Here is a 19,224-nt window from a genome sequence, read left to right on the forward strand (position 1 = left end):
GTCGGGCTCTATCCAATCTGAAGGGAATGACCGATGAGCGATCCTCGTAAGAACAGCCGGGACATCTATCCGCCAACCGGGACCGAACTGAATGCCAAAAGCTGGCTGACCGAAGCACCACTGCGGATGCTGATGAACAACCTGCATCCCGACGTGGCAGAAAACCCGCACGAGCTGGTAGTATATGGCGGCATAGGCCGGGCCGCGCGAACCTGGAAGGATTTCGACCTGATCGTCGACAGCCTGAAAGATCTTGAAGCGGACGAAACCCTGGTCGTGCAGTCGGGAAAGCCCGTCGCCATCGTCAAAACCCACAAGGACGCACCGCGCGTGCTGATTGCCAACTCGAACCTGGTGCCGCATTGGGCGAATTGGGATCACTTCAACGAGTTGGATAAGAAAGGTCTGGCGATGTATGGCCAGATGACTGCGGGTTCCTGGATTTACATCGGGTCGCAGGGCATCGTCCAAGGCACCTATGAGACCTTCATGGAAGCAGGACGCCAGCACTATGGTGGCAGTCTGAAAGGCCGTTGGATCCTGACCGGGGGTCTGGGTGGTATGGGCGGTGCTCAGCCACTGGCTGCTGTGATGGCGGGTGCCTGCTGTCTGGCCGTGGAGTGCGACGAGAAATCCGCCGATTTCCGACTGCGCACGCGCTATGTCGACGAGAAAACCCACAGCCTGGACGAGGCGCTGGATATGATCGAGCGTTGGACCAAAGCGGGCGAAGCCAAATCCGTGGCGCTGATCGGCAATGCCGCCGATATCTTCCCCGAGATCCACAAGCGCGGCGTCAAGCCCGACATCGTCACCGATCAGACCAGCGCGCATGACCCGATCAATGGGTACCTGCCTCAAGGTTGGACCGTAGCCGAGTGGCGATCCAAGGCTGAAACCGCTCCGAAGGAAGTGGAAAAGGCAGCCCGCGTCTCGATGAAGGTGCAGGTCGCGGCGATGGTTGCCTTTCACAATGATGGTGTTCCAACCGTCGATTACGGCAACAACATCCGGCAAATGGCGCTTGAGGAAGGTCTGGAAGACGCCTTCGCCTTCCCGGGCTTTGTGCCTGCCTATATCCGTCCGCTATTCTGCCGTGGCATTGGCCCGTTCCGCTGGGCGGCCTTGTCGGGGGACCCCGAGGACATCTACAAGACCGATCAAAAGGTCAAGGAACTGCTGCCCGATAACACGCATCTGCACAACTGGCTGGATATGGCGCGCGAACGGATCGCATTCCAAGGCCTTCCTGCGCGTATTTGCTGGGTTGGTCTGGGTGACCGACATCGCCTGGGTCTGGCGTTTAACGAGATGGTCAGAACGGGCGAGCTAAGCGCGCCGGTGGTCATTGGTCGTGACCATCTGGATTCCGGTTCAGTCGCCTCGCCCAATCGCGAGACCGAAGCGATGAAGGACGGGTCTGACGCGGTCTCGGACTGGCCTCTGCTAAATGCACTGGTCAACACCGCCTCGGGAGCGACTTGGGTATCTCTGCACCATGGCGGCGGCGTTGGCATGGGCTTTTCCCAGCATGCGGGTGTGGTGATCTGCGCCGACGGCACCGATGATGCTGCCAAACGCCTGGAGCGCGTTTTGTGGAACGACCCTGCCTCGGGCGTGTGGCGTCACGCCGATGCTGGTTATGACCTGGCCAAGGATTGCGCCCGTGAACACGGGCTGCGCCTGCCTGGAATTCTGGGAAACTAAGTTTGGATCAAGCGGAACAGATCCCGGCCATTCATTTGTGAAGGCCGGGATTGAACGATCACCAAACACCGTGCGCACCGGTTGCTTTTGGAAACGGTGATCTAATGGACAAAGCACAGCGTATTGAACGCGCGTCTCCAGGCTGAAACCTCGGAGGCAATCGGCGCGCCTTGCAGACCTTGTTTGATCAACCCCGCCAGACGATCCGAATCGCCTGCGGTCATCCCCCAACGGACAAGCTCGGGCGTGCCAATCCGCAGACCGTTCATATCACCCTCAACCGCCGCCACGGGCAGACCGATGCCGCAGGCAAGGAACCCAGCTTGGCGTAAGGTTTTTGAGGCCGCTTGCCCGCCCCCGAATGGCTCGGCCAGCACAGCGAACTGGTGAGAGTTGGTAAAGCCCTCGGCCCCAGCGAACACAGGCACATTTTGTGCATCCAAAGCCGCAGCCAATGCCTGCGCCATGGCGATCATCTCTTTCGCATAGGCCGCGCCAAAGTCTTTCCAGTCCAGCATCGTGACCGCAAGCGCGGCAGTTTTCGCCGCATCAAAATTGGCCGTCATGCCGGGAAAGGCGATAGCGTCCAGCGTTTTGGCGATTTCTGCATTATTCGAAACGATCAGCCCACCTGCAGGGCCACCAAGGCTTTTATAGGTGCTCATCGTCATGAAATGCGCGCCCTCGGCCAGCGGGTTGGACCAGGCGCGCCCGGCAATAATGCCGCATTGATGGGCCGCATCGAACATGACCTTGGCCCCGACCTCATCGGCGATGGACCGCACTTCGGACACGGGATGCTCGAACAGGTTCAGGCTGCCACCAATCGTAATCAACTTGGGCCGCTCGGCCCGTGCCAGCGCCCGCAGTTGGTCCAGATCAACGGTATAGCCATCGGCATTCAACGGGGCCTCTATGGTGCGCAAGCCGTATAAGCCGGCGCAGCCATCGACATGATGCGTCACATGCCCGCCTAGGGATGCGGGCGGCGCAATGATTGTGTCGCCCGGTTTGCAGGTGGCCATAAAGCCATAGAGGTTGGCAATCGCACCAGAAGGCACACGAACCTCGGCGAATTTGGCATCGAACACATCCGCGCAAAGCTGGGCCGCGATCACTTCGATTTCCTCGATCGCTTCCAGTCCCATTTCGTATTTGTCGCCGGGATACCCCAAAGAGGGGCGCGACCCGATGCCAGAGGATAATAGCGCTTCGGCTTTCGGGTTCATCACATTGGTCGCAGGGTTGAGGTTAAAGCACTCTTCCTCATGGATCACTCGGTTCTGCTCGGCCAGCTGCTCGATACGGGCCAGCAGATCGGCAGACGTTGCGGACGCCGTCGTGGCCGCTATGTCCTGAATCAGGGTTTCACTGGTGCTCGGCACCCAATCTCGTTGTGCAAGCGTCATTGGACGTCCTCCGTTTTGCAGCATGGTGGCAGCCATTCCGTGACAGCGCAAAGCAGATTTGCTATTTCTTGGCGTAGAAAAACTAAGGCTTGAAATGAGTGTCATGCCCAAACGCCCGAAAGGGCCCCCGCTGAATGCAATGCGCGCCTTTGAAGCTGCCGCACGTCATGTCAGCTTTGTCGCCGCCGCTGAGGAATTGAGCGTCACGCCCGGAGCGATTTCGCAGCACATCAAGACACTGGAGGGCTGGGCAGGTACCGCGTTGTTTCGGCGCAACGCGCAGGGGGTGGAACTGACCAAGGCCGGGGCTTCGCTGGTGGCTGAATTCTCTGCGGCCTTCGACGGGTTGGCCGAGGCGACGCGTGCCCTCCGCAACCTCAAACCCAACGCCGATTTTCATATCGCCGCCTTGCCATCTGTTGCGCAGCTTTGGCTGCCGAAACGGCTAAGCCGGGTCAGGGCGCAGTTTCCGCATATCAATTTTTCGGTGACCGCGATGGAAAATCCACCCAGTCTTGATCGGGAATTGTTCGATCTGGCCATATTCATTGGCGAACCCAATGCTGAGCCCGAGCAGATTTGCATTTGCCCCGATCTCATCTCTCCGGTCGGCGCGCCTAGCCTGATTGAACGTATGAACCACTTTGGCGACGCCGTCCTTCTGCATGACCAGACCTGGAACGACGATTGGACAATCTGGTCACAGAACACGGGAATTGAACTGCAAGATGCGCAGACCGGGCCGAAGTTTTCTCTGTACAGCCTGGCCGTGGAGGAAGCGAAGGCAGGTGCGGGTATCCTGATGGGGCATCTATGTTTGCTTGAGGATGCCCTGGCAAGCGGCGCTCTTAAGTCTGCAAGCGAATGCACCTGCCCAACGGGCTGCTTTCTGTTCGTCCAGATACCTGGCGCAACGCGGCAAAGGCTCGAAACGCAACAGGTCGTGGCATTGCTGAACGAAGATAGTGCCTAACAACCGGCCTATTCTGCGGGCTTTAGATCCAATCGCATGAAGGCACTGTTGGGGTCGGCCTCATAGCCGTAGATCGGGCCGCAATAGGAATAGCCCAGCGCTTCATACAGCCTGCGCGCGGCGTCATAGTAGGACAGATGATCGGCGCCCGTCTCAAGAACCAGCGCCGAGGTTCCTTCGACCCGTGCGTGATCAGCAAGATGGGTCATCATCACTCGCGCCAGACCGCGGCCACGCGCGGCGGCAAGGATATGCACGGATTTGACTTCGGCGGTCCCATCCGGCAGCGCCTTGAGCGCGCCGCAGCCCAGCACCTTGTTACCCTCATACAAAGCCCAGAACCGCATTCCGGGCCCGGCCAAGGCACTGGCATCCATCGTGTGATTGCTCTCGGCTGGCCCGGCGGTTTCGCTATGGGCAAAATGCGCCTCGACCACCGGGCGCAATGCGTCGGAGGTTGGGTCAGTCTCGCGAATGTCGATCATTTAGTGCGTCCAGGGTGCGCGCCGATCGGTGGCAAAATTCTCGCCATAACCGCGCGCGCGCAGGTTCGGCTTGCGTTTATGCGGTTCACTGACCTGTGCGTCGATACCGTTGTCCTTGGCGTAATCCAGCGCCTCTTCCTTGGTGTCGAAATTCAGACGCACCTGGGTCTGAGTGTCACTGGAAGACGTCCACCCCATCAACGGATCAACCTCGCGCGTGGATGCGGGGGCATATTCCAACACCCAGTGCCGGGTCTTGGCGGTACCCGATGTCATCGCATTCCGCGAAGGCTGGTATATCCGTGCGCGCATGTCGCCTCTCCGTACTCACTTGGCTGAGGTTGTTTATGCGTCAGAGCGGAGCCTGGGACAAGACAACAAATGTCGCGGCTGGCGAACTTGGTTTTCACGCCTTGGCTCAAGACTAATGCCAAAAACTGTCATCAGATACTGTTAGGTCAGGCCTCAACTGACAACAAGGATATCAAGATGATTCACTTTGAAAGAGCCATGAAAATGGATGCCAACCCGCAAACCGTATGGGCCATTCTCAGCCGCTTCATGCATATCGACGAATTCGCGCCCCAGGTGGTCTCTGTCGACGCCTTGACCGAGCAGGAAAATGGCGTTGGATCAAAACGGCGCTGTCATTTTGCGAATGGAACCTCTCTGGTCGAGAAGGTCACGCAGTGGGACACCAATCGCGGCTATCGCGTGCAGCTTTCCGATATGGCCGCCATGCCACTGACCGAGGCAAGTGCAGCGATCACCATCGAGCCCCAGACAAACGGCGGTTCTCGCGTGGTCTGGAGCATGGATTACCACGTGAAATACGGTGCATTTGGTTGGGTGCTGGGGCAAACGCTGATGAAAATGATGATGAAGGGCGTTCTGGACGGCAACCTCAAGGCGCTTGCCCAAAAGGCGCGTGCTGGCCAAATCCCCAATGGCCAAACCGCATAATCCCGGATTGATGCGCTCCATTTCAGATCAGGCCTTGCAGATGGACAAAATAAGAACAAATGTAAGGGCCTGATCCGGAGCCTGCCCATGCCTTACGCCCATTCCGACAAGACCCAGCTGACCGCTGATGACGTCCGCGCCCGCCTGAAACTGGAAGGCGGTAAAGAATTCGTCATGCATACCGAGTTCTCACCGGCAGGCGACCAGCCCACCGCGATCAAGGAACTGACCAACGGCATCTTCGACGGCGAAAGAGAACAGGTTCTGCTGGGCGCGACCGGGACGGGCAAGACCTTCACAATGGCCAAAGTGATCGAGGAAACCCAGCGACCCGCCATTATCCTTGCGCCCAACAAAACGCTCGCGGCGCAGCTCTATGGCGAATTCAAAGGCTTCTTCCCGGAAAACTCGGTCGAATATTTCGTGTCCTACTACGACTATTACCAGCCCGAGGCTTATGTCGCACGGTCGGATACCTATATCGAGAAAGAATCCCAGATCAACGAACAGATCGACCGGATGCGCCACTCGGCCACGCGGGCGCTGTTGGAACGCGATGACGTAATCATCGTCGCCTCAGTGTCGTGCATCTACGGTATCGGCTCGGTCGAAACCTATGGGGCGATGACGCAAGACCTGAAGGTTGGCGGTGAATACAACCAGCGCCAGATCATGGCCGATCTGGTCGCCCAGCAATACCGCCGAAATGATCAGGCATTCCAACGGGGCTCGTTCCGAGTACGGGGTGACAGCCTGGAAATCTGGCCCGCCCACCTTGAAGATCGCGCTTGGAAATTCTCGTTCTTCGGTGAGGAATTGGAAACCATCACCGAGTTCGACCCGCTGACCGGTGAACGCGCCGCGAATATGGAACAGGTGCGGGTTTACGCCAACTCGCACTACGTGACCCCGAAGCCAACGATGAACCAGGCGATCATCGGCATCAAGAAGGAACTCCGCATCCGACTGGATCAACTGGTCGGAGAGGGCAAACTGCTGGAAGCGCAACGTCTGGAACAACGCACGAATTTCGATCTGGAGATGTTGGAGGCCACCGGCGTCTGTAACGGAATCGAAAACTACTCGCGCTATCTGACAGGCCGCGCACCGGGCGAGCCGCCCCCGACCCTTTTCGAATTCATCCCCGATAACGCCATCGTCTTCGCCGATGAATCCCACGTCAGCGTACCGCAGATCGGCGGCATGTACCGGGGCGACTATCGGCGCAAATTCACCCTGGCCGAGCACGGCTTCCGCTTGCCGTCCTGCATGGACAACCGCCCCCTCAAGTTTGAGGAATGGGACGCCATGCGCCCGCAATCCGTCTTCGTCTCGGCCACGCCTGCGAAGTGGGAGATCGAACAGACCGGCGGCGTCTTCACCGAACAGGTGATCCGCCCCACCGGCCTGCTGGATCCCGAGGTCGAAATCCGCCCTGTCGGCATGCAGGTCGACGATCTGCTGGACGAGGTGCGCAAGGTCGCCGCCGACGGTTATCGCACGCTGGTCACCACTCTGACCAAACGCATGGCCGAGGACCTGACTGAATACATGCACGAACAGGGCATCAAAGTCCGCTATATGCATTCCGACATCGACACGCTGGAACGCATCGAGATTCTGCGTGACCTGCGGTTGGGGGCCTTCGACGTGCTGATCGGCATCAACCTGCTGCGCGAGGGGCTCGACATCCCGGAATGCGGGCTGGTGGCCATTCTGGACGCCGACAAAGAAGGCTTCCTGCGATCCGAAACCTCACTGGTCCAGACCATTGGCCGCGCCGCGCGGAACGCGGACGGGCGGGTGATCATGTATGCCGACAAGATCACCGGTTCCATGGAGCGCGCGCTGAACGAAACCGATCGCCGCCGCGCCAAGCAGGTCGCCTATAACGAGGAACACGGCATCACCCCCGCAACCGTACAAAAGAACGTCGAGGATGTTCTGGCTGGCCTCTACAAGGGCGACGTCGACATGAACCGCGTCACCGCCACCATCGACAAACCGATGCATGGCGCCAATCTCGAGGCCCATCTGGACGGTCTGCGCGACAAGATGCGCAAAGCCGCCGAGAACCTTGAATTCGAAGAGGCCGCCAACATTCGGGATGAGATCAAACGTCTGGAAGCGGTCGATCTGGCCATCGCCGACGACCCTATGGCGCGCCAATGGGCGGTCGAGAAAGCTTCGGAAGATGCAGTGAAATCGCGCGGACGGTCAACAGCTGGAAGGCCGGGCCAGCGGGGTGGGAATGTGAAGCGGCGGAAGAGAAATTGACAACAACGATCAAATTAGACGAAAGTGCCCGTGTTTTCAAACTGATGGAAAGTGAAATTGTCGATTCAAAGCCGAGCAAATCAGTTCAAGTTAATCCTCGAAAGAAGAGCAATAATTCACAATGAACGTTGCAAGCTAGCTGCAAACTTTGTTTCCGCCATTGCGATAGCGTTTTTTGTGGCTGGATTAATAGACAATTTTGTCAGCGAGACACCCGATACGGCGTTATTTTTTGTTTGTTTAGTGAATTGCGCTATTCAGTGTAGCATAGGGTGGAGTATTCTTGGGTTGTTGAGAACGGCAAATGGATAAGCTAACGGCTGTCATAGTAGCCTCACTGGTACTTCTTTGCGTTTCAATCGCGTTAAGAATTTTCTTGGGCCGTTCAGCTTCACGAATTGTCGAAGATGAGAATTCTCTAACTAAGCTCGAAAGTTTGGCCGAACAGTTCCTAAACGAGGGCAGAGAACCTAACGATGACGACTCTGAGCCTTCAAGCGATGTTCAGAGCCAATTGACATCAGATACTGCCTCCGAAACACACCAACATGAAAAAAAAGAGCCTTCCGTTGAAAACTCAGAACAACCCGACGAGCGATCTGAACATTCCATGTTGTCCGGTTCAGCTTTAATTGAACGACGCCCCTCGGATACTTCAAGCTATAGCAATGTTGATAGCAAGCAGGGTAGTAGAGCTCGAAAGCTTTTCGCGGCTGTAATTTTGGCGGCCCTCGATGATGCTATTCTTCGGGATAAAGAGTTCGGTGATGGTGTGGACCAAATCGCAAACTGGGCGAGATCACCGGACGGAAAAGAAGTTCTATCATGTGCCGGCATAGATCCAAATGAGCGGGTGGTCCAAGGACTTTCGGAATTCGTAAGTAGAGGTATACGGACAAGCGTTGCACTTTCACGACAAGAACAAGAAGAAGCTGTTGTTCTTGGCTTCAAAAAAAGCGCTTGATCGTATGAATAATTAGCAAGCGTAGGATGGGTTTCCAACCCATCGCTCCGTTGGCCACCTATACGCATGATGGGGTACAACCCCATCCTACACCGCGTCAAAAAAAAGGGCGGGATAATCCCGCCCCGTGGCTTACCCCTTATCCCAATGTGCAACCACGTCGTATCCAACCGGCGTCGGCGGGCTTTCCATGAACTCGGCGAAATGGCCCCACAGCTCGGCCACTTTGGGTGCGTTTGCGTTCGAGGTCGCCTCGCTTTCAACAACCGAGATCACATAGCCCGACCCGTCCTCGTTCATCACATTGGTAAAGCTGTGCATGCCGGGCATGCCCATGATTTCTGATTTCAATGCGTTCATTTTCGCCGTCGCCGCCTCACGCGTGCCGGGCTTCATCTTGAATTGAGTAATACGTGCGAACATGATCTTCCTCCCTCGTCCGGCGATATCGCCATGTGGCGCGGTCGGAACGACCCCGCCGCACGCAACCTAGCACGGCAGCCCGAAATCTCACATTGATACGCGTGATTTGCGGCCATTTTCAACCATACGCCTCACTGTATTTGGGCCACTGACACGCCAGAGTTGCTGCCCAGCGCGGAAGGCTCGACATCTGAATCACATATTGTGATTCCACAGCCGCAGCCAGACCGAACCCGAACTACCAAAGCGCCGTTCACCGTGTTTGCGGCCTGTGCTAACTGCCGGCCTGTGACAAGCCGGCTTTCAGCTTCTCCAGCGTATTCAAAAGGCGGTCTAGGTCAGGTTCGTCCAGCCCGGTATCGGCGATCATGCAGGCGGTGATCTCATGCGCCACAGACCGCAAGGCCGATCCCGCCCCTGTCAGAGAAACAACAACCTGGCGTTCGTCCTCTTTGCTACGGGTTCGGTCGACAAGCCCGTCGGCCTCAAGTCGTTTCAGCAGCGGGGTCAGCGTGCTGGTTTCCATCGACAACGCGTTGGCCAACTCACTGACATTTCGCCGGTCTCTCTGCCACAGCAGAGTCAGGGTGATGTATTGCGGATAGGTCAGCCCTAGCGGGCCGAGGTGTCTCTTATAAGCGCGGTTGATCACATGCCATGACGTATAGACCGCATGGCAAAACATCTCGTCGGTCTTCGGTTGGGTCGGAGAATCTGTCACGGCAGCACCTTCGCTCGCTTATATCGTGCACGATATAATTCATTGACCCACGCCCACAAGGCAGTTTATATCGTGCTCGATTTTATTGCGCACGATATAGGAGGCAACACATGTCCTGGCTACCAACGCTCATCACCGAGACACCCGAGGAGGGATTTGACCTGGCAATCAAACTATCACGGATGGCGGTTAAGAAGACGCAGCCCAATGACGAGATTCGTCAGCGCTTGAGGCCGATCTACGAAAACGATGCGGACAGCCTGACTATGGTGTCGCATGTCGTGGCGACAAATTACCAGACCGTGGCGGCAGCGAACAACTATTGGCGCAAGTGAGTAAAGGTGAAATGGGCTGGGTGGCGGATGGGATGACCTATTCCTATACGCCCAGTTCCGCCCGCATCTTCTTGGTCAGCTTGGCCACGACCAGATCATAGGACGTCACGATATGCTCGCGCAGCGACGTGTCGCTCATCCCGCGGTCCTCATAGACCTGCAGCCATTTCATCCCGCGCGAGGCCAGATATGGCGCAGGGCGAATTCCGGGTTCGTCGCTCAACACCTCAAAGGCCAGTTCAGTGGCTTTGAAGGTGAAGGCGTCTTGACCGTCGTTCCAGCCGCAGATCGCAAACACCTTGCCCCCCACTTTCCACACGTCTGCATTGCCCCATTGAACCACATGAGAGCTGGCCTTCAGGCCCGCGCAGAAACTATTGAACTCTGCTCTCGTCATCGGCTTTGCCTCTTTGTTCCGAAGTCCTTACCCACCTGTCAGGGCCTCACGAATTTGGCATTGCCAACGCGTTTTTGAGGGGCATCGCTTTGTTCTGCATTCGGGGCAATCACTCCACAGGCCACACCATCCTGATCGGGATCGTTTTGCAGGTGATAGCCCGGCTCGCCCTCCAGAAACGGACCAGGAAGAACCGAGAGCGCAGCACCACATCCGGCAAGGGCAACAAGATGTAAAACCGCCTCATCACGCTCGAATTCTGAAGTGCGCAACCAGACGCTCAGGGCAATGATGCCTGTCGTCAGCGGCAACATGAGGACCATCAGCAGAATCCGCACCGGTGACAATGCGCGCCGGCGCAGAGCTTCGGCGCGTTGAACACGTTTGGCCGATTTCGGATCCGTGAACAGCGCCTTGGGAGTGGTCTTTTCTGGCTGCATTCCCGATCAATACACCAGTATCCGTGGGATGCCGATACCTAAGGGACAAACATATCTGTGAAACTCTGTCACGATGCAGGACGCTCTACGAACCTGGGCCAAGCAAACAAGACAGACCGACCAATTTCTTGGCTGCTCGCTTGTGATCTGGCAGAGACCTAACGCACCACGTGCACTGAGCATGCAGCGTGGCGGACAACATGGGTAGCGGTGGAGCCCAAAAGCAAATCCTGCATACCTGGTCGATGAGACGCGATGATGATCAGATCCGGCTTATTCACGTCGGCCCAGTCAAGGATCGTCCGACCGGAATGCCCCTCGACAACGACTCCGCGGGCGCCCGAAATATTTTCCGCCAGCGCATCCAACTCGGCCTGAACGGCCTTGCGCGCATCTTCCAGATATCCGACCGGCATATAAGCGCTGGCATAGGCCGGTATATGTTCGACCACGTGCAGCAACGTGACCTGCGACTCGGGTGCTGCCAACAGTTGCGCCAGTTTCAATGCGGACGGCATATCACGCGCGTCGTCGAATGAAATTGGAACAAGAATATTGTGATACATGGCACGCGCCTCCTTGGTTGCTCAAGCATACTGGTCTATTATCAGGCGCGTGACCTTGATCCAGGTCAGGATCAGCTGAAGGTTTCCGCAACATCGTACATCACGGGCTCAAAACTCTTGCACAACTCGTTGATTTTACGGTTTCTATCGCGCATTTCTGTCGTACGCAACATGGCCAGAAAATCCTCGCGACGCTCCCATTGCGAATAATTGGCAATCCGGGTCTGGGCGTCATTCACGTGCAATCCCGCTGCAACAAATCCAGGTTGCTTTGAGATGAAGCTGGCATAGGCATCCGTCAACGCCTCAAGCAGATCCTGGCAGGTGCCAGGCGTCATTTCAAATGTCGTGATTACGGTCTGCACAGTAGCGTTTTTGGAAATCTTTGGCATCTTGAAACTCCCTTGTCTGTCTCAAACCTAACACAGGATTCTGAAAGGTCTTGTGTTTCATTTTGGCCTTGGTGCGCTCTTTTCAGTTCAAAAATGAACAAAACACTAACACTCCGTTAACCATGCTGACGGAAGCTGCAAGCATGTATCGCTTTGCCCTGATATTGCACCTGTTGCTGATGGCCTCTCCTGCCTGGTCAGGTGCATGGCTGCGAGAAAAGGATGCAGCATTCACAGCCGCCTCACTGACAGCTTTTCGGCTCCCTGAGGATGGGCACGACTATAAAACCTCTCTCTATGCGGAATGGGGATACAGCCAGAACCTGACGGTCGGCTTTGATTTCGAGCAAAACCAAGACCTCTATGGCCATGCACTCATCTTTGCCCGTGTCCCAGTAGCGGATTTGGGCCAATGGGGTCGGTTCGCTGCTGAATTTGGTGCCGGTGCATATCACAAACAAGAACGGGCCTGGGCACAGTACAAAGTGACGCTGTCTTACGGCAAAGGATTCCAGAGCGCTTTGGGAAGTGGTTGGATCGCGATTGATGCCGCCATCGAAAACCGAACACATGATGACATCTATCGAAAGCTCGACCTGACAACAGGGCTTTCATCGGACAGGTTGATCAATCCCCTTATCCAAATCGAAACGGCCTACAGATCTGGGCACTCGATATATTGGAAGGCACGCCCCTCGGTCATGATCCGAACCAAAGACAGTTCTACTACCTGGGTTCTGGGGGTGGAAAGAAATGATGCCCGCAAAAACACGGGCATCAGACTGGCTTTGTGGAACGAATTCTAAGTCCAATCCGTTCCTACATTAATTCAGGCAGACGCCCGCACCGTCAACGCTCCATCCTCAGGATTGCTGAAACCTCGCCCTTCAGGCCCTCAGGCCAGCGTAACTGGATATCAGATCCATCCGCCCCGTGCTCCAGCAGGACATAGGGGTGCGAATATTTGGTTGACCCAAGCGCTGTCTTCAAAGGTCCCAGAACGGTAACCGAGTCACAACTGCGCGCCTTGCCACCAAAAGGCAACCGATCCTCAGAAGACACCGTCCACGCCGTTGCGGCGGTGTTCTGTGCGTGCCGTACCCTCAGTGGATTTGCGGTTTTAGCAGTCACACCATGGAACGTATTGTTTTCAAACGTCACGTTCAAATGGGCTGTGTTGTTCAGATCAGCGAATGTCGTGTCCACGCGTTCGGCCCGGTCGATCCCACCGTTGATGGATCGGAATTTGTTCCCCGTCACGACAACGCCGTTCAGGAAATGCCCGGCGCCATAGGGACGAATGACAATGCTGCTGAACCAGGGCGCGACCTCGTTCGAGTAGAAGATATTGTCGGTAATGCTCATGGCGCTGAACGAGAAGCCAGCGGTGTAAACAGGGTCTGAATCCCGCTCATTTGTCCATTCGACAAAACAGTTATCGACATAGTTCTCGGCGATGGTCGAGCTGTTGTAAGTTCCGATCATGACCAATCCGGCCGAGCGCACCCCCTGAGCGATGCTGTCCCCCTGGAAAAAATGGTTGCCCAGAACCATGTTGTTGGTCCCTGCCAGCACCGCAAAATGCAGGAAACGAACCGCGCGATTGTGGCGCAACTTGATGTCATTGGCCGTTGAGTTCAACGCAATCGACTTGCGATCCGAGACGTCAAAGGACTCTTCAGAAGACAGAAACTGACAATTATCGACCAACATGCCCTGACACCCTGTACCGATCGAGGTGATACCGCGATCCAAAGGTCGGCTGATAAAACAGTTCGTTATGGCAAATGTGCTGCCTGACGGCGCAAGGCGGATAGCGCTACAGCGGCCATTGCATTGAAACTCGATCTCTTCCATTCCGAACTTGCGCAACGTGCTGAAACCACTGAAATCGAGCAGATATTTGAAAGACAAAAAGGTGAACGTTTGCGTCCCGGATGCGTTATAGATCGGGGCGTTCAAAGTGATCTCTCCCGCCCCCTCATCCTTGGACCGGACATAGATCTCGCGGCCAACGCCGCTGCCCTGCACCAGCGCGCCGACAGGAATGTTGGCCACATTCGCAACATTGGTCAAACGCGTTGGGTCCGACGGGCTGTAGGTTGCCAGAGATGTGAATGTCTCGGTGTCCCAGGCCGAACTGCTTTGAACATCGAACTGGCCATTGCGGATGATCCGCCGTGTCGAAAACCCTGTTTGTTTGTTCGGAACCGCCGCTGCCATGTCAATCGGCTCACTCACCGAAATCTTGCGCCCGCCCAGATCCAGCGATTCATGATCCGAGTTGTTCAGCAAAGCCTGAAAGGCCTTTTTGAATGCCAGGTCCTCGGCGCCGAAGGCCGTGATATAGGCCGGCAGGTTAAAGTTCTTCGTCAGCAAGAGCATCTTGTCATCGGGCATTGTGACCATGCCCTCAAATTCCACCTCAGACGAGATCGTCGTGTTTTCCGTCAACAGGTAGGTGCCATCCGAGACAAAGACACGTCGTCCATTCGCCGCCTGATCAGCGGCGACAAATGCTGCTGTGTCATCCGCTACACCATCACCGACCGCTCCGAAATCACGGATATCGACCAGAGAGATCATGTCGCGCAGGAACACATTGGTGACATCCGTTATCTCGATATCGTCGATCCGGACCACAGCGCCGTTAGTGCCTTCAATATCCAGCCCGAAATGCCCGTACAGGGCGGAAACCCCCCAAGGCATATCCACGCCCGTCCGTTGCCCCGCGCCCACAATGGCTGTGATTTCGTGCACTGTGCCATAGCCAGACAGCTGTGTTGCCGGGCCTTGCTCGACCACGCCCGTCACCTGAACATCGCCTGCCCCACCCGCCCAAGCGGCGATACGAACCTCGGGCAAGGGGCCGCTAATCGCTTTTATCCGGGCTTTGACCTGTAAGTAGCACTCGGGCAGCAGCGGTGTCTGACCCATATAGCGCAGCTGTTGTGTTGCGTTCACCTTCAGAATTTCCAGACATCCGCCAAAATCCGCGTCCGCCGGAACAAATACACCATTCCCCGATCCATGATAGGTTGGCGAACCCGGTGTTCCGTCACCACTTGACCATACGTTCAGACCGTTTGCGAAAGCAGGCGGCATGAACACGATGCCGTCGGTGATTGCCTTGTTCATAGAAATCCCTTTCCCATTCGCGCAGCGGCCAATCACCACGCGCATAAACCCAGTGTTCGGGGTCGGCCCCGAACGCAAAAGCCTGAGTATCGAAAAGGAATTAACCGCCGCTCATATCACCGTGACGGTGGTGTTGCGCTACGCCGCCGGATCCGAATTTCCCAAAAGCTGCACGCCGTTGATTTTCCAGCCCTGTCCCTGAGGGATCATCTCGTAGTCCAGAATGTGAACCTGCCCGTCGCCATCCGTGATCATCACCTTCTGCCACAACGCCCCTGAAATTTCGCGAAGTTCCAGAAACCGCACGTCCGCAGGCCGCCAGACCATCGGATAGCCACGCCGGACCATCACCCCGAAATTCTCAGGCGTTCCGAAAAGGCGCTGGATAGTGGGGCTGGCAAAAGTAAAGGCGGTTGCGAAATCATCCGCCTTGAACGCCTGTATCTGCCCCGCGATATTCGCCTCGATCTCGGCGTTTTGGGCAAAGGCTCCGGATGCCAGTCCGGCACTCAAAGATACAGCAAGCAATAAACGACGCATGGGGCCACCTCCTGATCGAAGGATAGCCCCACGCGCGATCAGGTCAAATCAGACCAGCTCTCCGGCCAGCGCCTTGTCGATCAGCGCAATGGTTTCCGGCACGCCATAAAGCGCGATGAACCCGCCAAATCGCGGCCCCTGGGATGCGCCCAACAACACCTCGTAGAGCGCGGTGAACCAGCCCCGCATAGGGTCAAACCGCTCGCGTCCGACAGAGTAGACCACCGATTGCAGCGCCTCATCCTCAATCGGTCCGTCATATGCCGCCAGCTCTGCTTTCAACGCCTCCAGCGCTTCGCGCTCTTGATCCGTCGGCGCCCGGTGCTGGCGGGTCGGCTTGACGAAATCGTTGAAGTAACGAACGGCGAAACCCGCCGCCTGATCCAGATCAGGATGCGTCTCTGCCGTAGCCTCGGGCGCATAGCGGCGGATGAAGCCCCAAAGCGCGTCTTTGTCTTCGGCCCCCGAAACCGACGCCAGATTCAACAGCATCGCAAACGGCACCATCAGGGTCGATGCAGGAACGTCCCCGCCGTGGATATGCCACACCGGATTGTTCAACTGCGCCTTCAACTCTTGCCCCGGATAGGCCCGCAGTTGCTGATGATATTCATCATAGGCCTTGGGGATCACATCAAAATGCATGCGCTTGGCGGTCTTGGGCTTTTGATACATAAAATACGCAAGACTCTCAGTCGGTGCATAGGTCAGCCATTCGTCGATCGAGACGCCATTGCCCGAAGATTTCGAAATCTTCTGACCGTTCTCATCCAAAAACAGCTCATAGCTGAAATGCTCTGGCGCACGGCCACCCAACGCCCGGCAGATCGCGTCATAGATCTTTTCGTTGGTGGCATGTTCCTTGCCGTACATTTCAAAATCGACGCCCAGCGCGGCCCAGCGCGCACCGAAATCCGGCTTCCACTGCAGCTTTACGTTGCCCCCCGTGACCGGCAGCGTCCATTCCTTGCCGTCGTCGTCATCAAAGGTGACGGTATAGGTCTCGGCGCAGACCTTTTTCATCGGCACGTACAGAACCCGACCTGTTTCGGGGTGGATCGGCAGGAAGATCGAATAGGTCTGCTGCCGCTCTTCTCGCAGGCTTTTCAACATGATGGCCATTACGGCATCATAGTTGTCGACCGCCCGCTTCAGAATCTCGTCAAACTGACCCGAGCGATAAAAGTCGCGCGCCGAATAGAAATCATACTCGAACCCAAAAGTGTCGAGGAATCTGCGCAACATTGCGTTGTTGTATTCGCCAAAGCTTGGGTATTCGCCGAACGGATCAGGGACCGAAGTCAGAGGACGCTGCAAATGCTCTTCAAGCGCTTCGGGATTCGGCACGTTGCCGGGCACTTTGCGCATACCGTCCAAATCGTCCGAGAAACAGATCAGCTTGGTCGGAATATCCGACAGCGCCTCAAACGCACGCTTGACCATGGTGGTCCGCGCCACCTCGCCAAATGTCCCGATATGCGGCAAGCCGGACGGGCCATAGCCCGTCTCGAACAACACATACCCCTTGTCCGGAGCCCCTTTCTGATAGCGTTTGAGCAACCGGCGCGCCTCTTCAAAAGGCCAGGCCTTGGACGACATCGCGGTTTCACGCAGTTCAGACATTTTCTTTAAGCTCCATCGGGAAAACAGCGTCGGCTTTCGTTTGCCGCCGACCGACCCCTCCTATTGTGCCGGTGCAGCATGAGTCAATAAAGCAAGCCGTTTTTCCTGTCTGGAAACTGGCCTCAGACGACTAACTGATCCAACTTGGCCGCCCAGATGAAATCATTCTCACTAAGGCCGTCAATTTCGTGGGTCGTCAGTTGAACATCCACATATCCCCATCCAAATCTGATGTCGGGATGATGCCCTTGCTGATCGGCAAGCCAGGCGCAAAGGTTTGCCAGATAGGCTGCCTTGGCAAAACCTTTGAGTTTGAAATGACGGCTGAGTGTTTTTGCCTCCGCATCCAGCGACCAGTCCGGGGTCAACTGAGCCAGATGCGAGGTTGCCACATCACGGGCCATTGCCGAGATGCCTCCGGAACAGGGGACGCAGGTCCGGTCCGAGAGGGTGCAGGTTTGATCAAGTTGGGTCATTTTCAGCTTACTCCGCTGCTGTTGCCTTTTCCGGGAACTTATTCGGCAACAGGCCGAGTGACTGCGCCCGGCGCACATCCGCAAGCAAATCCCGATCGGCAGCGGCAAACAGCTCTTCGGGATCCTCCAGCACGAAATAGCCCATCTGGTGCATATCAATCCGGTAGGGCGTGCGCAGGATCGTCAGAACGTCAAAGGGATCGCGGTCGGGTATTTCGCTTTCCACCGCGTAGACAAGTTCGGTCGGGGATGAGGCAAGCCCCGATCCCAGCGCCTTGATCACCCCATCCTGACGCCGCAGGCCAAATTCGATCGAGAACCAATACAGCCGGATCAGCCAGGCATAGTCTTTTTCACCGGCCTGCACCCCCGCCAATCCGATAGCGTGGCTGAAGGCGGCAAATCGCGTATCGCTCAGCAGTGGGGTATGGCCGAAAATCTCATGAAAGATGTCAGGCTCTTCGATGTAATCGAAATCCTCGCGAGACCGGATGAACGAGGCCGCCGGGAAAACCCGGTCGGCCAACATGCCAAAGAAAGTCTTGAACCCGATCAGCGCGGGTACAGGCTGCACTTTCCAGCCTGTCATATCCAGAAGCCTCTCAGAAATATCAGCGCATGATGGAACACGGGTTTTCGGAAGCTCCAGCCGGTCCAGCCCCGCAAGATAATCACGCGCCATATAGCGCTGTACGTTCTCTTGCTGAGCGGCATAAAGATCAGCCCAGACAGCATCCTCTTCGTCGGTATATGTGATGTGACCATTGGCATTGGCCACCTTGGCGACGTATTTTGTCGACATTGGCATGGAAGCTCCTCCTGAAAAGAGCATAGCCAGACATCGTGAAAAATTTCATTTGAATGTTTTTCAGGATCATACAATATGAACGATACATTTCACAAACTCAAAAGATATGACGCAAATGCTTCAAAACGCGGATATCGCCATCCTGCAAGAGCTTCAGACCGATGGCCGCCTGTCTATGCAAGAGCTCGCGGATCGTACCGGCCTGTCTGCCTCGCAATGTTGGCGGCGGGTTCGCGATCTCGAAGCTGCCGGGGTTGTGGCAGGCTATACCGCTCGTGTGCCCGCCAAATCCGTTGGCCTGAACGCAATAGCCTATGTTCATGTTGCGCTGCGCGATCATCAGGAAGACAGCATCACTTCGTTTTTGCGGCTGGTTGAGACCGAGGCTCAGATTGTCGAGTGCGCCTCAATCACCGGGGATCATGACTTCATTCTGAAAGTCTATTCGAAAACACCCGAAGATCTTGAGGCGTTCATCATGCAAAGGCTGTTGAAATCGGGGTTAGTCCGCGACACTCGCAGCAATTTTGTACTGCGGCAGACGAAAACACGTGGCCCTTTGCCCATTCTTTGATCTATCGCTCCAA

22 protein-coding genes are annotated in these 19,224 nt (G+C 56.2%); 8 read left to right on the forward strand and 14 right to left on the reverse strand.

The genetic code is table 11. The features are described from left to right. The first annotated feature begins 33 nt into the window (after positions 1-33). Complete coding sequence (gene hutU, locus AC2FLE_RS07915) at positions 34-1,707, forward strand: urocanate hydratase (protein WP_496696304.1); 1,674 nt, start codon at positions 34-36, stop codon at positions 1,705-1,707. Positions 1,708-1,808: 101 nt separating this feature from the next. Here hutU and glyA read toward each other — a convergent pair whose 3' ends face one another. Next, positions 1,809-3,116: a serine hydroxymethyltransferase gene (gene glyA / locus AC2FLE_RS07920; protein WP_496696306.1), complete on the reverse strand. Its 1,308-nt coding sequence runs from the start codon at positions 3,114-3,116 to the stop codon at positions 1,809-1,811. A 103-nt stretch (positions 3,117-3,219) separates the two neighbouring features. Between glyA and AC2FLE_RS07925 the strand changes: the two genes are divergently transcribed. Continuing rightward, the gene (locus AC2FLE_RS07925; protein ID WP_496696308.1) at positions 3,220-4,089 is read left to right on the forward strand and encodes a LysR family transcriptional regulator; all 870 of its coding nucleotides are present in this window, start codon (positions 3,220-3,222) and stop codon (positions 4,087-4,089) included. Between the two features lie 8 nt (positions 4,090-4,097). Here AC2FLE_RS07925 and AC2FLE_RS07930 read toward each other — a convergent pair whose 3' ends face one another. Continuing rightward, positions 4,098-4,574 carry a GNAT family N-acetyltransferase gene (locus AC2FLE_RS07930; RefSeq protein WP_496696310.1) on the reverse strand — a complete coding sequence of 159 codons (477 nt, stop codon included), beginning with the start codon at positions 4,572-4,574 and terminating at the stop codon, positions 4,098-4,100. Continuing rightward, a complete protein-coding gene (locus tag AC2FLE_RS07935; RefSeq protein ID WP_142635668.1) occupies positions 4,575-4,886 on the reverse strand; it encodes an ETC complex I subunit in 312 nt (103 codons plus the stop codon). A gap of 177 nt (positions 4,887-5,063) precedes the next feature. On the opposite strand from AC2FLE_RS07935, the gene AC2FLE_RS07940 reads away from it, so the two are divergent. From AC2FLE_RS07940 to AC2FLE_RS07950, 3 genes are all read left to right on the forward strand, one after another. Further along, positions 5,064-5,537 (forward strand): SRPBCC family protein, encoded by a 474-nt coding sequence (locus AC2FLE_RS07940; RefSeq protein WP_496696312.1) that lies wholly within the window; start codon positions 5,064-5,066, stop codon positions 5,535-5,537. Positions 5,538-5,624: 87 nt separating this feature from the next. Then, positions 5,625-7,814 carry an excinuclease ABC subunit UvrB gene (uvrB, locus tag AC2FLE_RS07945; protein ID WP_496696314.1) on the forward strand — a complete coding sequence of 730 codons (2,190 nt, stop codon included), beginning with the start codon at positions 5,625-5,627 and terminating at the stop codon, positions 7,812-7,814. Positions 7,815-8,424: 610 nt separating this feature from the next. After that, positions 8,425-8,778, forward strand: a complete 354-nt coding sequence (locus AC2FLE_RS07950; protein WP_496696588.1) for a DUF6280 family protein — start codon at positions 8,425-8,427, stop codon at positions 8,776-8,778. Between the two features lie 132 nt (positions 8,779-8,910). On the opposite strand, the gene AC2FLE_RS07955 is transcribed toward AC2FLE_RS07950, so the two are convergent. Next, positions 8,911-9,201 carry an antibiotic biosynthesis monooxygenase family protein gene (locus tag AC2FLE_RS07955; RefSeq protein ID WP_496696316.1) on the reverse strand — a complete coding sequence of 97 codons (291 nt, stop codon included), beginning with the start codon at positions 9,199-9,201 and terminating at the stop codon, positions 8,911-8,913. 274 nt (positions 9,202-9,475) lie between these two features. Continuing rightward, on the reverse strand, positions 9,476-9,922 hold the full coding sequence (locus tag AC2FLE_RS07960) for a MarR family winged helix-turn-helix transcriptional regulator (RefSeq protein ID WP_496696318.1): 447 nt from the start codon (positions 9,920-9,922) through the stop codon (positions 9,476-9,478). 110 nt (positions 9,923-10,032) lie between these two features. On the opposite strand from AC2FLE_RS07960, the gene AC2FLE_RS07965 reads away from it, so the two are divergent. Beyond that, complete coding sequence (locus AC2FLE_RS07965; protein ID WP_142635660.1) at positions 10,033-10,257, forward strand: hexameric tyrosine-coordinated heme protein; 225 nt, start codon at positions 10,033-10,035, stop codon at positions 10,255-10,257. Positions 10,258-10,300: 43 nt separating this feature from the next. Here AC2FLE_RS07965 and AC2FLE_RS07970 read toward each other — a convergent pair whose 3' ends face one another. The 4 genes from AC2FLE_RS07970 to AC2FLE_RS07985 form a co-directional block, all read right to left on the reverse strand. Next, positions 10,301-10,654 (reverse strand): MmcQ/YjbR family DNA-binding protein, encoded by a 354-nt coding sequence (locus AC2FLE_RS07970; RefSeq protein WP_142635658.1) that lies wholly within the window; start codon positions 10,652-10,654, stop codon positions 10,301-10,303. Positions 10,655-10,692: 38 nt separating this feature from the next. Continuing rightward, a complete protein-coding gene (locus tag AC2FLE_RS07975) occupies positions 10,693-11,094 on the reverse strand; it encodes an excalibur calcium-binding domain-containing protein (RefSeq protein WP_496696321.1) in 402 nt (133 codons plus the stop codon). A 158-nt stretch (positions 11,095-11,252) separates the two neighbouring features. Further along, positions 11,253-11,660 (reverse strand): universal stress protein, encoded by a 408-nt coding sequence (locus AC2FLE_RS07980; protein ID WP_142635656.1) that lies wholly within the window; start codon positions 11,658-11,660, stop codon positions 11,253-11,255. Between the two features lie 71 nt (positions 11,661-11,731). After that, complete coding sequence (locus AC2FLE_RS07985; protein WP_496696323.1) at positions 11,732-12,052, reverse strand: antibiotic biosynthesis monooxygenase family protein; 321 nt, start codon at positions 12,050-12,052, stop codon at positions 11,732-11,734. A gap of 143 nt (positions 12,053-12,195) precedes the next feature. Between AC2FLE_RS07985 and AC2FLE_RS07990 the strand changes: the two genes are divergently transcribed. Then, positions 12,196-12,858, forward strand: coding sequence for a hypothetical protein (locus AC2FLE_RS07990; protein WP_496696325.1), 663 nt, complete (start codon positions 12,196-12,198; stop codon positions 12,856-12,858). 43 nt (positions 12,859-12,901) lie between these two features. Here the strand turns inward: AC2FLE_RS07990 and AC2FLE_RS07995 are convergent, their stop codons facing one another. The 5 genes from AC2FLE_RS07995 to AC2FLE_RS08015 all read right to left on the reverse strand — a co-directional run bounded on the left by AC2FLE_RS07995 (position 12,902) and on the right by AC2FLE_RS08015 (position 18,637). Continuing rightward, complete coding sequence (locus AC2FLE_RS07995) at positions 12,902-15,190, reverse strand: glycosyl hydrolase family 28-related protein (protein ID WP_496696327.1); 2,289 nt, start codon at positions 15,188-15,190, stop codon at positions 12,902-12,904. A 138-nt stretch (positions 15,191-15,328) separates the two neighbouring features. Next, positions 15,329-15,730 (reverse strand): DUF4864 domain-containing protein, encoded by a 402-nt coding sequence (locus AC2FLE_RS08000; protein WP_496696329.1) that lies wholly within the window; start codon positions 15,728-15,730, stop codon positions 15,329-15,331. 48 nt (positions 15,731-15,778) lie between these two features. Next, positions 15,779-17,353: a lysine--tRNA ligase gene (locus AC2FLE_RS08005; RefSeq protein ID WP_496696331.1), complete on the reverse strand. Its 1,575-nt coding sequence runs from the start codon at positions 17,351-17,353 to the stop codon at positions 15,779-15,781. Between the two features lie 122 nt (positions 17,354-17,475). After that, positions 17,476-17,829 (reverse strand): 4a-hydroxytetrahydrobiopterin dehydratase, encoded by a 354-nt coding sequence (locus AC2FLE_RS08010; RefSeq protein ID WP_496696332.1) that lies wholly within the window; start codon positions 17,827-17,829, stop codon positions 17,476-17,478. Between the two features lie 7 nt (positions 17,830-17,836). After that, entirely contained in the window at positions 17,837-18,637 is an 801-nt protein-coding gene (locus AC2FLE_RS08015; protein WP_496696334.1) for a phenylalanine 4-monooxygenase, read from the reverse strand. Between the two features lie 115 nt (positions 18,638-18,752). Between AC2FLE_RS08015 and AC2FLE_RS08020 the strand changes: the two genes are divergently transcribed. Continuing rightward, positions 18,753-19,211, forward strand: a complete 459-nt coding sequence (locus AC2FLE_RS08020; protein WP_142635958.1) for an Lrp/AsnC family transcriptional regulator — start codon at positions 18,753-18,755, stop codon at positions 19,209-19,211. Positions 19,212-19,224: the final 13 nt, after the last annotated feature.

This window comes from Ruegeria sp. CDSA077 (assembly GCF_059612265.1).

Excerpts from the sequence above, each read along its gene's own strand:
- AC2FLE_RS07925 (WP_496696308.1), top strand. The coding sequence starts at position 3,220 with ATGCCCAAACGCCCGAAAGGGCCCCCGCTGAATGCAATGCGCGCCTTT.
- AC2FLE_RS08010 (WP_496696332.1), bottom strand. The coding sequence starts at position 17,829 with ATGACCCAACTTGATCAAACCTGCACCCTCTCGGACCGGACCTGCGTC.
- AC2FLE_RS07970 (WP_142635658.1), bottom strand. The coding sequence starts at position 10,654 with ATGACGAGAGCAGAGTTCAATAGTTTCTGCGCGGGCCTGAAGGCCAGC.
- glyA (WP_496696306.1), bottom strand. The coding sequence starts at position 3,116 with ATGACGCTTGCACAACGAGATTGGGTGCCGAGCACCAGTGAAACCCTG.
- hutU (WP_496696304.1), top strand. The coding sequence starts at position 34 with ATGAGCGATCCTCGTAAGAACAGCCGGGACATCTATCCGCCAACCGGG.
- AC2FLE_RS08000 (WP_496696329.1), bottom strand. The coding sequence starts at position 15,730 with ATGCGTCGTTTATTGCTTGCTGTATCTTTGAGTGCCGGACTGGCATCC.
- AC2FLE_RS08020 (WP_142635958.1), top strand. The coding sequence starts at position 18,753 with ATGCTTCAAAACGCGGATATCGCCATCCTGCAAGAGCTTCAGACCGAT.
- AC2FLE_RS08005 (WP_496696331.1), bottom strand. The coding sequence starts at position 17,353 with ATGTCTGAACTGCGTGAAACCGCGATGTCGTCCAAGGCCTGGCCTTTT.
- AC2FLE_RS07995 (WP_496696327.1), bottom strand. The coding sequence starts at position 15,190 with ATGAACAAGGCAATCACCGACGGCATCGTGTTCATGCCGCCTGCTTTC.
- uvrB (WP_496696314.1), top strand. The coding sequence starts at position 5,625 with ATGCCTTACGCCCATTCCGACAAGACCCAGCTGACCGCTGATGACGTC.
- AC2FLE_RS07980 (WP_142635656.1), bottom strand. The coding sequence starts at position 11,660 with ATGTATCACAATATTCTTGTTCCAATTTCATTCGACGACGCGCGTGAT.
- AC2FLE_RS07955 (WP_496696316.1), bottom strand. The coding sequence starts at position 9,201 with ATGTTCGCACGTATTACTCAATTCAAGATGAAGCCCGGCACGCGTGAG.
- AC2FLE_RS08015 (WP_496696334.1), bottom strand. The coding sequence starts at position 18,637 with ATGCCAATGTCGACAAAATACGTCGCCAAGGTGGCCAATGCCAATGGT.
- AC2FLE_RS07975 (WP_496696321.1), bottom strand. The coding sequence starts at position 11,094 with ATGCAGCCAGAAAAGACCACTCCCAAGGCGCTGTTCACGGATCCGAAA.
- AC2FLE_RS07990 (WP_496696325.1), top strand. The coding sequence starts at position 12,196 with ATGTATCGCTTTGCCCTGATATTGCACCTGTTGCTGATGGCCTCTCCT.
- AC2FLE_RS07940 (WP_496696312.1), top strand. The coding sequence starts at position 5,064 with ATGATTCACTTTGAAAGAGCCATGAAAATGGATGCCAACCCGCAAACC.
- AC2FLE_RS07930 (WP_496696310.1), bottom strand. The coding sequence starts at position 4,574 with ATGATCGACATTCGCGAGACTGACCCAACCTCCGACGCATTGCGCCCG.
- AC2FLE_RS07985 (WP_496696323.1), bottom strand. The coding sequence starts at position 12,052 with ATGCCAAAGATTTCCAAAAACGCTACTGTGCAGACCGTAATCACGACA.
- AC2FLE_RS07965 (WP_142635660.1), top strand. The coding sequence starts at position 10,033 with ATGTCCTGGCTACCAACGCTCATCACCGAGACACCCGAGGAGGGATTT.
- AC2FLE_RS07950 (WP_496696588.1), top strand. The coding sequence starts at position 8,425 with ATGTTGTCCGGTTCAGCTTTAATTGAACGACGCCCCTCGGATACTTCA.
- AC2FLE_RS07935 (WP_142635668.1), bottom strand. The coding sequence starts at position 4,886 with ATGCGCGCACGGATATACCAGCCTTCGCGGAATGCGATGACATCGGGT.